This is a genomic window from Marivirga harenae, assembly GCF_030534335.1.
In the GTDB taxonomy this organism is placed as follows: Bacteria; Bacteroidota; Bacteroidia; order Cytophagales; family Cyclobacteriaceae; genus Marivirga; species Marivirga harenae.
Genome location: NZ_CP130565.1, coordinates 2,439,687 through 2,452,434, shown reverse-complemented (window position 1 = coordinate 2,452,434; position 12,748 = coordinate 2,439,687). Strand labels below are relative to the sequence as shown.

Annotated in this window: 7 protein-coding genes, 1 tRNA gene and 1 pseudogene; 6 read left to right on the top strand and 3 right to left on the bottom strand. The window is 36.2% G+C overall.

The features are described 5' to 3' along the window. Positions 1 to 34 precede the first annotated feature (34 nt). The 6 genes and pseudogenes from Q3Y49_RS10560 (at position 35) to Q3Y49_RS10535 (ending at position 7,704) form a co-directional block, all read left to right on the top strand. Entirely contained in the window at positions 35 to 1,078 is a 1,044-nt protein-coding gene (locus tag Q3Y49_RS10560) for a PorP/SprF family type IX secretion system membrane protein (protein WP_303268118.1), read from the top strand. 8 nt (positions 1,079 to 1,086) lie between these two features. Further along, a complete protein-coding gene (locus Q3Y49_RS10555) occupies positions 1,087 to 2,331 on the top strand; it encodes a M48 family metallopeptidase (protein ID WP_303268117.1) in 1,245 nt (414 codons plus the stop codon). 165 nt (positions 2,332 to 2,496) lie between these two features. After that, entirely contained in the window at positions 2,497 to 4,809 is a 2,313-nt protein-coding gene (locus tag Q3Y49_RS10550; protein WP_303268116.1) for an OmpA family protein, read from the top strand. Between the two features lie 141 nt (positions 4,810 to 4,950). Next, entirely contained in the window at positions 4,951 to 6,540 is a 1,590-nt protein-coding gene (locus Q3Y49_RS10545) for an acyl-CoA carboxylase subunit beta (protein ID WP_303268115.1), read from the top strand. A 119-nt stretch (positions 6,541 to 6,659) separates the two neighbouring features. After that, positions 6,660 to 7,530, top strand: a pseudogene (locus Q3Y49_RS10540) (sterol desaturase family protein). A 100-nt stretch (positions 7,531 to 7,630) separates the two neighbouring features. Continuing rightward, positions 7,631 to 7,704 (top strand) — tRNA-Ile (locus tag Q3Y49_RS10535). A gap of 387 nt (positions 7,705 to 8,091) precedes the next feature. Here Q3Y49_RS10535 and Q3Y49_RS10530 read toward each other — a convergent pair. The 3 genes from Q3Y49_RS10530 to Q3Y49_RS10520 are packed head-to-tail and all read right to left on the bottom strand — an operon-like array spanning position 8,092 to position 12,274. Next, complete coding sequence (locus Q3Y49_RS10530; protein ID WP_303268114.1) at positions 8,092 to 8,973, bottom strand: DUF4249 family protein; 882 nt, start codon at positions 8,971 to 8,973, stop codon at positions 8,092 to 8,094. Continuing rightward, positions 8,970 to 11,306 carry a TonB-dependent receptor gene (locus tag Q3Y49_RS10525; RefSeq protein WP_303268113.1) on the bottom strand — a complete coding sequence of 779 codons (2,337 nt, stop codon included), beginning with the start codon at positions 11,304 to 11,306 and terminating at the stop codon, positions 8,970 to 8,972. The genes Q3Y49_RS10530 and Q3Y49_RS10525 overlap by 4 nt, the downstream gene beginning before the upstream one ends. Continuing rightward, complete coding sequence (locus tag Q3Y49_RS10520; RefSeq protein WP_303268112.1) at positions 11,306 to 12,274, bottom strand: hypothetical protein; 969 nt, start codon at positions 12,272 to 12,274, stop codon at positions 11,306 to 11,308. Before Q3Y49_RS10520 ends, Q3Y49_RS10525 begins: the two co-directional genes overlap by 1 nt. Positions 12,275 to 12,748: the final 474 nt, after the last annotated feature.

The window sequence follows — 12,748 nt, the reverse complement described above, 5'->3', positions numbered from 1 at the left end:
TCTTTCGATAAAATTTTGAATTTAAATTTGTGTTGTGCAAAATAAATTAAAAAGAAGAAGTTTATTTATAATATTGCTATTGAGTTTTTATTTTATTGGTTCAAATGAAATAAAAGCACAGGACCCGCAGTTTTCTCAATTCTATGCGGCACCCTTATATCTAAACCCTGCCTTTGCCGGAAATACTCAAATGAGCCGTGCAGGAATCAACTACAGAAACCAATGGCCAAGTATTAATGCTAATTTTGTCACCTACTCTGCCTATTTTGATCACTATTTTGACAGATTAAGAAGTGGTGTGGGACTAATAATCTCCAGAGATGAGGAAGGCATTGTTGGACTTAGATCTACATCAGTGGGTGCACAATATGCATATCAACTTAGACTAACCGAAACTCTAACTTTTAGGCCGGGAGTTCAAGTTGGAGTCTATAATAGAAATTTAAATTTTGGAAATTTAACCTTTGGTGATCAATGGGATCCTGACACTCAAAGTTTTCAAAATCCAACCGGAGAGACTTCTGCCGGACCTAGCAAAACATTTTTTGACCTATCTTTTGGTGGAGTGCTCTACTCCGAAAATTTTTGGTTGGGCTATTCAGTATTTCATTTAAATCAACCGAATCAATCCATTCTAGGAGATGCGAGCCGACTGCCCATGAAGCATTCATTTCATCTAGGTTACAGAATCCCATTACCAACAGGTTACAGAAAAGGATTTACTAAAAATGGAGATGAAAGAAGTATTAGTCCTACAGCTCAGTTTAAGATGCAAGGCAGTTTTCAACAATTAGACCTAGGCCTTTACAGCACGCTTGAGCCTATGGTTGTTGGCCTTTGGTATAGAGGAATACCGTTCAATACTCCAACTGGATTTTCGGCATCGGAATCTTTAGTAGCATTAGTGGGTTACTCTTATGAAAAGTTGGCTATTGGTTATAGTTTTGATTACACTTTATCTGATTTGGGAATTAGGAGTGGCGGTGCTCATGAAATCTCTATCACTTATGTGCTCTCACTTACTGATCCCAGGAGACCACCAGCTGACAAATTGGTAATACCTTGTCCGAAATTTTAATCTAACTCATGATTTTTAACTCAGATCAATTCTTTACGATCATTCTTTTGGTGGTAGTTTTAGACTATGCGCTAAATACTATAGTTGATTTACTAAATTACAAAAAAGCAAATTCTAAATTACCTGCTGATTTACAGGATATTTTTGATGAAGAGAAGTATCAAAAAGCAATACAATATCAGCGAGCGAACACGAAATTTGGATTGTGGAGCGGCTTTTCAAGTTTAGTAATAATGCTGTTAGTACTAGCTTTAGGCATATTTGGGGATTTAGATTCTTATGTAAGACAATATTTTGGCTCGGTCATAACTCAAACCTTGGCTTTTTTCGGTATCATATATGTTTTAAACGACATATGGAATATTCCATGGCAGTGGTATTCCACTTTCAAGATAGAAGAGAAGTTCGGTTTTAATAAAATGACCCCTTCCCTATTCTGGAAAGACAAATTAAAGAGTTACTTATTAACCATTATAGTAGGTGGTATACTATTAAGTGTACTGGTTTTTCTTATCACATGGATCGGCCAATCATTTTGGTGGATATTTTGGATCGTGATTACTGTATTCATGATCGGGGCAAATTTTTTCTATACCAGCTGGATTTTACCACTATTCAATAAATTAATTCCACTTGAAGAGGGCTCGTTAAGAGAAAAAATTATGGCATATGGGAAATCCGTTGAATTCCCAATTGACAATATCTACATTATGGATGGTTCCAAAAGATCGTCAAAGGCCAATGCCTTTTTTTCAGGATTTGGAAAAAGAAAGAAAATCGTCTTGTTTGACACACTGCTTGAAAAGCATACTGAAGAGGAATTAGTTGCTATTTTAGCACATGAAGTTGGACATAATAAAAAGAAACACACAATTTCAGGAATGATAAGCGGGGTATTACAGACTGGAGCAATGCTGTTAATTATGTCATTTATGATTTTTAATCCAGAATTAAGCCAGGCCTTGGGAGCTGAACACTTGAGCTTTCCTGTAAATTTTATAGCGTTCGGGATCATCTACACCCCTGTCAGTTTGGTTTTGTCTTTATTCTCCAATTTCATTAGTCGAAAACATGAATATCAGGCAGATGAATTTGCTGCAATTACTTACAATGGGGATGCCTTGCAAGATGCGCTTAAAAAGCTGTCAGTTGATAGTTTAAGCAATTTAAAACCACATAAACTGTACGTATTCTTTCATTACTCACATCCTCCTTTGTTGCAAAGGCTAAGGGCCATCGATAAGCACAAATAAGGATTGTATTATTTTTAAAGAAAAAAATTATCTTTATGGCACAATAATACTAATGCCACTTTAAATGGTTATATTTCTTGAAATAACAGTAAATAATTAAATTACGTTGAGAAAGAGTATTATCGAAGCTAAATCAAGCCAAAAATAATTATAAAGTATATTATTATGAAAAAATCACTTATTGTATTATTCTTCATAAGCATTTCTACAATGGTTTTTGCCCAACAGAATAAAATAGATGACCTAATCTATAGAGGTGAAAATCTTTTTAAAATTCAAAATTACGAAGGCGCCATTAAATCTTTATCCGAAGCAGTTGAATTAGGAGCCAATGAGCCTTACGTAAATTATATGTTGGGTGTATCATACTTAAAAATGCCCAATGCATCTGATCAATTAAAAGCTTCTGCAATATTCAATAATTTAGAAAAGCAAGTGGACTTTTCTAATTTACCAAAAGATGCTTCTTATTATATGGCTCAAGCTTTTCACAAAAATTTGATGCTAGAAAAAGCAAGTAAGTATTACAATCAGTATCTGAAAAGCCTTGGAGAAAGTGATGCAAAAATCCGATCAGAAGTCCTTTTGGAACTCACTCAAGTAGAGAATGCTAAACGGTTAATGGGGCAGAAAAAAGATATTAATATACAAAGAATGGCTCCTCCTATCAATTCTGAGTTCACCGAATACAATCCTGTAGTCTCAGCAGACCAGTCAGTAATGGCTTTTACCTCTTTACGACCAAACGCAAGAACCGGTAGGTCAGCAGAAGAAGTTTATATCACTTATAAATCCTCAGGAGATTGGGGCGAACCAAACAAGATAGAAATCCGAACTGATGAAAATGTTGGCACGGCTGGTATATCTCCCGATGGACAACAAATGTTGGTTTTCATCGGGTCTGGAAACAAAGGTAATCTATACATCATGCGAAAAGAAGGAAATGGTTGGAGCCAACCATCAGCAATCGATGGCCTGAATTCACGAGATTTGGAAAGTACTGGTTCAATTACGCCCGATGGTAAGAAAATATATTTTGCCAGTAACCGACCTGGTGGATATGGTGGAATGGATATTTGGGTTGCTGAAAATACTGGAAACGGAAAATGGGGAAATATTGCAAACCTTGGACCGGAAGTAAATACCAAGTATGACGAAGATGCTCCATTTATCCACCCAGATATGAAAACTTTGTACTTTACATCAAATGGTTCAAATTCCATGGGAGGTCGAGATATTTTCAAAACAAATGTGCTAGGGGGAAAATGGACAAATCCAGAAAATATGGGCTACCCAATCAATACGCCACTAAACGATAATTATTTCACCTTATCAGCTGATGGAAGCAAAGGATACTTCTCTTCTGACAGAGAAGGTGGTTATGGAGGTCAAGATATTTATATCTTTGACATGCCTGAGAAATATGCCAACATCCCACTAACCATGTTGAAAGGTAAAATTACAGCTGGCGAAGACGAACAACCTGTACCAACCAAGATAAAGTTGGTGGATAATGAAAATAACACAAAAGTGGACTATGTGTACGATCCTGACCCAAAAACAGGCAACTATTTGATTATCTTGCCTCCTGGGAAAAACTATGACTTAATCATAGAATCAGAAGGGTATTTGCCATACACATTGAATATCAACGTACCCAATCAAACCTACTTTTACGAGCTGTATCAAAAAATCAATCTAAAATTGATCAAGCAGTTTGATGTGGTGGTGGGACAGGAAGTGTCAGTGAATAACGCCTTTTATGACACCAAACAAGAAGGCACCTATTCACCAAGGCAAGCCAATGAAGCCATGCTGGTTCAGAGTGATAGTTTGGACGTATATGACATGATGGACGCCATAATTGCAGCAGAGGACACAGCAGCCTTTAACTATATGATGGATTTGATGTATTCAGTAAATCCGATCGAAAATGTGAATTTCGAGGCCAATGAAGATGAAATGGAAATAGCTAGCAGAACATACTACTATGATGAAAGCGATACTACTACTTTAAAAAGTAGAGTAGTTGAAGGCGAAACTATCTATTCACTTCCTACCATGTACGTAACAGAAGAAGCTAAAAAGCAGAAAAGAGATAAAACTCAAAAACCTGAAGCAAAATATGATAAGTCATTGCTGGAGCCAATATATAAAATATATTTTGATGTAGGAGCTGCTAATTTTGACGATAAATATAAACAAAGCCTACAGGAGATTTATGAGCATCTTCAAGAGAATGAAGCTCTTGGTATTCAAATATCAGGCTATGCCTCTGCAGAAGGCGATCCGGAATTTAACCGCAAATTATCTAATAAAAGAGCAATTGAAGTGGTTAATTTCTTCAACTATAAAGGAGTGGTGAGAAGAAGAATTATTGCTAAAGGTTACGGATCTACTAAAGCTGACACCAAAAACCCAGCTGAAAATAGAAGAGTAGAGGTTCAAATAGTAGATTTAAACAAAGTAGATAGATAATAAAGCTTAAAACCAAGTAATAAAGGCTATCCTGAATAGGATGGCCTTTTTTGTGCCATAAATTTACAGTTTGGCCTCAAAAAATTCGTTTTTCAGCTTCCCTATCCTATCTTTGAAAGATTATAATTCTAGGATACTACTATGGGAAAAAACGATATGGAAAAACCTGTTTATACTAAACCGACAAACAAAGGGAAAAACGAACTGCTTGCAGAAAAAAATAAACAAGCCTTAAAAGGTGGTGGTGAAGCAAGAATAGAAGCCCAGCACGAAAAAGGAAAATTGACAGCCAGAGAAAGAATAGATCTACTAATGGATGAAGGTTCTTTTGAAGAAATTGGCAAATTCGTTATGCACCGATGCAAGGATTTCGGATTAGAAAAACAACACTACCCGGGAGATGGTGTGGTAACAGGATACGGAACTATTTCAGGTAGATTAACTTACGTTTTTAGTCAGGATTTCACCGTTTTTGGAGGCTCGCTATCCGAGACCCATGCAGAAAAAATAGTGAAGATAATGGAGATGGCTACGAAAAATGGGGCTCCGGTAATTGGTTTAAATGACTCAGGTGGAGCTAGAATTCAAGAAGGAGTTGTTTCTTTAGGTGGTTATGCCGATATATTCTATCGAAATGTAAGAGCTTCAGGAGTAGTTCCGCAAATCTCCGCAATCATGGGACCTTGTGCTGGTGGAGCAGTTTATTCACCTGCTATGACTGACTTTATCATGATGGTTGAGAATACCAGCTATATGTTCGTCACAGGTCCAAATGTTGTAAAAACAGTAACCCAAGAAAACGTAACTTCCGAAGAATTAGGAGGGGCTAGTACCCATAGTACTAAAAGTGGTGTAACTCATTTTTCTTGCGCCAATGAATTGGAATGCATCAATAACATCAAAAAATTACTTAGTTACGTTCCACAAAATTGTGAAGACCCAGCACCTTCAGTTCCTTATGATCTTAAGGATGATGAAGCCAGAGCGCCGTTAAATGACATAATTCCCGACAATCCTAACCAACCATATGACATGAGAGAGGTGATTGAAGGAACAGTTGATGATAATAGTTTTTTTGAAGTTCATAAAAACTATGCTGAAAATATAGTGGTGGGTTTTGCTCATTTAGCTGGAAGAAGCATAGGAATCGTAGGAAATCAACCTGCCTCTTTAGCTGGGGTTTTAGATAATGATGCTAGTAAAAAAGCCGCTCGGTTTGTACGCTTCTGCGATAGTTTCAATATTCCACTCTTAGTATTTGAAGATGTACCTGGTTTCCTTCCAGGAACTGATCAGGAATGGAACGGGATTATCACGAATGGTGCCAAGTTATTGTATGCTTTCAGTGAAGCCACTGTTCCTAGAGTCACAGTAATTACCAGAAAGGCGTATGGTGGAGCTTATGATGTGATGAATTCCAAACACATAGGAGCAGATATGAATTATGCATGGCCAACTGCTGAAATTGCTGTAATGGGTGCTAAAGGTGCCGCTGAAATCATCTTCCGTAAAGAAATTGCAGCTGCAGATGATAAAGAAGCCAAACTAGCAGAAAAAGTAGAAGAGTATACTGAGAAATTTGCCAATCCATATAGAGCAGCTCATAGAGGTTATATTGACGAAGTGATCCTTCCTTCGAATACGAGGAAAAAATTAATTAAAGCTTTTTCAATGTTGGAAAACAAAGTGGACAAACTTCCAAAGAAAAAACATGGAAACATTCCATTATAAATTTGAAGGCCTCCAATTGGAGGCTTTTTTATTTCTGAAGACGTAGTTGAATGTAATATCGGTTACAGAGTTGTGAACAGCTCATAGTCTATCTTCGTTGTAGAAGCCAAATAAGATAAATGGAATACATTGATATATTTATCAACTCGTTTAAAGACTATGCCCGCTATGTGGGCAATGAAGTTTTCAATTTACATTGGGGTAATTATCTATATTGGTTACTAGGTATATCGCTATTCTTTTATACCCTGTAATTAATCATGCCCTGGAGAAAGGATCAACCCAAAATCAGAAAAGATTTCTGGCTTGATGCGTTCTATATGTTTTTCAATTTTTTTCTATTCTCTCTGGTAGGCTACTATGCCATATCCAATGTCTTCGTACATTTATTTAATGATTTTCTAAGCCTATTTGGAATCGAAAATCTTGTTGCCATAGAAATCAATACATGGCCTGTTTGGGCACAATTACTGACTCTATTCATCTTAAGAGATTTTATTCATTGGAATGTCCACAGATTACTCCATAGAGTGCCCGCTTTATGGGAATTTCATAAAGTGCACCATTCTGTTGAACAAATGGGTTTTGCTGCTCACTTGCGTTTCCACTGGATGGAAACCATCGTATATAGAACGATAGAGTATATCCACTTGCCATGATCGACTTTGGTATTCAAGAGTTTTTGCTAGTACATTTATTTGCTGTGGCAATAGGTCACTTTAATCACTCCAATATTAGCGTTCCGCTTGGCCCTTTAAATATCTCTTCAATAATCCACAGATGCATATTTGGCACCATGCCAAGCATATACCTTCCAAAACGGGAGTCAATTTTGGAATATCATTGAGTATTTGGGATTATATTTTCGGAACCAATTATATCCCAAAAGATGGAAAAGACGAAAAATTAGGTTTTGATGATATGGATAAGTTCCCTAGTGATTTAAAAGACAAGTTGGTCTATGGGTTTAAGCGTGGAAAGGAAAAATAAAAATAATTTATTAATTCATTCATTTTCTATTGCGCAATTACGGACATTTCCGTAACATTGCAATCCGAAAAACAGACAGCTAGTCGGTTGTCGATTTTCAGGGCCTATAGCTCAGCTGGTTAGAGCACTTGACTCATAATCAAGTGGTCCCTGGTTCGAGTCCAGGTGGGCCCACTTTCAGAAATCATCTGAACTCAAAAAGCCTTAAATCTTACGATTTAGGGCTTTTTTGTTTTTTATCATTCAATAAAAAATAATCAGTGATGCTCTGGTAACGTTACATCAAGTGAAAGCAAGATCAGGTCTAGACTTTTTCTGGATGTTTAAATCCAATAGAGATTGGGCACTCTCTATATTTGAGTAGTTTCCAAGAAATAATTTTAGCTTTTAAGAAACTACTTGTCTTTATTAACAATTTCTTTCAAGTCAATGACTTTATAAGGTCTTGGTTGAAATATAAGCGCTAGATGGGGATGCAGCGCTTTTTTAATTTGAAAACTAAATATCCTCTACCTTTTCATCTCTATTTAACACTCCATATAAGCCATAAGCAGAGAAGGACTATAAATTCAAAGATATAGTCACTTCATTGAAAGCAGCAAAATATCCATATCCATTATCAAAATTTGTATAGGGAGGGACAGGCTCTTCAAAAAACAAATCTATTGCTCTATAGTCAATTAATTGCGCTTCAAATTCATGATATTGGGGGGAAGTTGTTGCAAATTTCACTAATAAATCCCTATTTCCTTCGGGTACAGAATCTCTATTAAAGGCTACCGACATTTCTAAGGAATCAGATTCAATGCATTCATACCTTTGGCCATTCATACTTACATCTCCAATAAAATATAACTTTCCTCCGTCCGAGGCATCAAAGCCCCCACATGCAGAAATAAGCGCATCCTCTACAGAAGTAATCCGGATAGATTGAAACTGCTTTGAATCCGCATAACCTACTTGCAGCTTCAAAAATTGTGGCTTCTGCCTCCCTACTTCCCATTTCGTCCTTAATAAATCAGTATAATTATAAAATCCTTTTTGATAGGGCTCTAAACTTGAAGAGAGCTCGCTTGGCTTCACTGGTATTTGAACAGTACTTGACAACATACTACCATAATCAGTTTTTACCCATAGCTTATAGTGTGATTCCAAATCAGGAATATAGCTTGCCTGATATTTCCCTTCCGAAATTAATTTTAAGCGAATACTGTCTTTTCCATTTTCTATCAAAACCACTTTCGCATCATTGATTTCTCGGTTAGATGCGAACTCCCCTCTCACTGGCGCAGAATAGCTAATTCGAGCTTCTACAGTCGAATCTGCATTCAAATGAGCATAAACTACTGGCTCTGTTGGATATTCCTTTCCTTCAAAATCGACATTAGTATCACATGATAAGATGAAGAAAAATAATAAAACATTAAAAATACCTATTCTCATTTTCTGTTTTTAAACAAATTAAACTGATAAGAAACATAGGGTAAAAATGGAAGAAAGCCCTGACCCGTGTATTGATTTTCAAAGTAATCAACTGTCCCACTTGAATTAGTCCCGACCATTTTTGGAAAAAGCCGATAATAAAAAGGATTCACTCGATTGTAGGCATTAATTATCCCAAATGACCATTTCCTGTCGCGGTCTTTTTTTGTAAAACTATATTCTGCTCCTAAATCAAGACGATGATAAACCGGTAAACGGCTATTGTTTCTTGGTCCATAAACTACTTGCTCAAGCCCTCCAGGATTTCGAATAATGGCACTAGGGGCTGTAAAGGGTCTGCCTGATTGCAAATTCCACACCGCATTAAAGTTCCATTTTTGACTCGCTTTGTAATTTACTGATAAACTCAAATCATGTCTCCTGTCAAAATTAGCAAAATATGGGGTGCCTTCATTTATTCCTTCGAATTGGCGGGTATTGAACGAATAAGTATAAGACAACCATCCAGAAAAATTATCCTTTTGCATTTCAAAATAGGTCTCGATACCATAAGCCTCACCTATCCCTTCTTTTTCTACAATTTCATCTAAAGGGCCTGCAGCTATTCCATAAAAGCTATATCCATAAGGATAATCAATTAAATCATTCATTCTTTTAGCATATCCCTCCATGGAAAACTCCCCATTTAAAGAAGGAATAGCTCTTGAAAACCCGCCATTGATTTGATAAGCAATAGCAGGACGAATATTTTCACCTGCCGGAACCCAATTGTCATTGGGTAAACCAGAACTGCTGTTTAATAAATGAATAGGCTGGGCCATTTTGGTGAACCCTAAGTTCAAATTTAAATTACTGCTCCATTGGTAATCAATGGAAATTCGAGGCTCAGGAATGGTATAAAAATCTGATCCTGAGAGATAAAAAGAGTGCCGGTAACCTCCATTAATCATTAAATAATCAGAAACATCATATTTTAAATCCAGAAACAAGCCCGTCTTCCACAGACACTGAGCACCAAAATCAGTATTATCTATTGTCTTATTATAAAAGCGAGGATTAAAGAAATAATATTGTTGCTGAAGCCCGATATCTAAGGCTAGTTTCTGATTAATTTCCTTATTTAATTGAGACTTTAATGAAACATTATGAGTGGCGGAACTATTAGCAAAAGCAGTATCAACTGCTATATTCTGCTCGTTGGATTGCAGCGCTTCTAACTGATATTTGTATCGGGAATAAGTAAAAGAATTTTCAATAATGAAATTATTTTTAAGTAAGCCAGTATGCTTTAAGCTAACCAATTGGTTTCCCCAATCGATATGAAGTTCATTGGTTAAGGGAATATCCCGTTCTGTTGTAGTGAAATAATCACCTGTCTGGTAGACTGAAAAAGTCATCTTGTGATCTTCAATAGGTTCAAAGTTAATTTTAGCATTTACATCTTCCATCCAGTAATTAAACTTACTGTCGGTCTGTCTATAGGTATATCTTATCTTATTAGGAATAGAAGCGAGAGTAAGGTAAGTGCTCCGGCCACTTAGCATATAACTGAATTTCTCTCTGTTCCCTGAAAGAAATATATTGGAACTCAACAAGCCAATACTTAAGCTCCCTTTTCTTTCCTCACTTTCGCTTCCATCCTTCATTTCAACATCTACTATGGAAGATAAACGTCCACCATATTTTGAAGGGAAGTTTCCTTTGTAAACCGTAGCACTTTCAATAGCATTTTGATTGAAAACCGATATAAAACCCAGCAAGTGAGAGGGATTAAAAATTACAGCTTCATCCAACAATAGTAAATTTTGATCCGGTGTACCACCCCTTACAAACAAGCCTGTGGTGCCTTCGTTACCGGCTGCAATACCAGGAAAAAGGGTAAACGTTTTTAAAATATCAGCTTCCCCCATTACTGGTGGTATTGATCGAAGCTTTTCAATATCCATACTGACTGAACTTCTTGCTACTTCAGTTTTGTTGGCTTTAGCCACTACCTCTTCCAATGTTATGGCTTTCATATTAATATAGATAAGAGTATCCGATTTCGGCTTGAAACTAATAACCTTCCTCTCATGACTTGAAGAAGATATTTCTAAAATTAAGGTTTGATGGGCCTGCCAAGGAAAGGTGAAGAAACCCGAACTATTACTTGTTAGTCCTTCATCTTGGTGATTTAAATAGAGTGCTGCCTGAACTGGCTGATTTGACTCTTCTTCTGTTAAATAACCCGAAATTTGAATATTCTGGGCTTTAAGAAAACTAAAACACATTATAAAAAGAAGGAGCAAGATGATATGCTTGCCCCCTCCTAATTTATATAACTCTTTAGCCATTATATATTTAAATTACAACTCCAAAAGTTATTTCCTGCATCCCCTCTACCTGAATGATATGAAGTAGCATCATCAAAGCTAAATTCACAACTAGCATTAAGACAAAATTCGAATGTTTCGTCAATTCTCCGTACATCATTTTCTTCACCTGAGTCAAACGAGTCAGTTAAAGGAATATTTCCATATGGGGTAGACTGAGTATAATTAACATCATATTTTAATCTTAGCATTGGCGCTTTGTCTCTGTACCAAATACCTGCTTTTTTTACATAGTGCGTTGTATTTGCGCCTATCCCACTATACAGAGAACCAATATTTGTAGTCCAAAGTCTACCTCTGAATCTACAATCCAATGTTCTAAGCCATGTTTTCTTTTGGTAATCCTGTCTACAGTCTTCGTTTGGTCTACGCATTGTATCACCATTACCTCTAACTACATCGATGGTCTCAACATTAGCTGTTCGCATTGAGTTTTCTGCATCCAAATCGGAAAAATCTTTGGATATATAGACAGTTTCATAAGTGAACTTATAATACCTATTGGCAATTTTCAAAATCCCTTTTTCATTCAAAACAGTCCTGATGTTAGCATCATCTATAATTGGCTCTAAATACTTTTCACCATTATTCTCAACAATTTTCGCATACGATTCATATGCTGCCGGATTTGAAATTATATCTTCAACTTGCGAAGCCGTGATTGCCTCATAAGCCTCATAATTTGATTTAAATCCAGTAAACTGCTCTTTGAATTCAGCTAAGAATTTTTCTTCTTCATTTGCCTTTTGTAAAAATTCACTAAAGTCATCCATCGTTTCAAAAGAAACTATATTGTCCTCAAGTTTCAACATTTTAAATTTTGTATTCTCTACTACAGTTTTCGGTAAAACTTTTTCTTCATTGTTACATGAAGCGATTAGAAAAACTGATAACAGAATCAGAGTATAGTTGAATATTAAATTCTTCATTTTTATCTTTTATTAGTTTTAGAAAATTTATTAATACCAATTTTCCGATACCATGAAAAATCACAAATGAATACTTTATAGAAGTGAAATCATCCCGGGTGAGTTCAAGTCAATAATATTCACTTTGTGGGTTTTGGTTATAAGCTGCTTTCGCTAGCACTAACAACTTAAGTTTTATACCATTTTCAGTAGTACGCTCAAATTGATGGCACAAAACAAAAAAATATGTACTAAAGGTCAAAATGAATAGCACACTTTTTTATGACGACTAACACTTACCCGCACAATCCTTCCCTCATAGCTTTTGCTTTTTTTCTGTTAAGCAGATAAAGAGGTAAAAAAGCAAAAGGAAGCGGCCTTTTAGGCTCCCAAGGCTCCGCTGGCGCAAGCGTCTCGCTTGTGCCCTCATAGACACAAAACCATAATATCTAAAAAAGCCGCTGATTATTTAAACAGCGGCCTTTCCAATTTTTT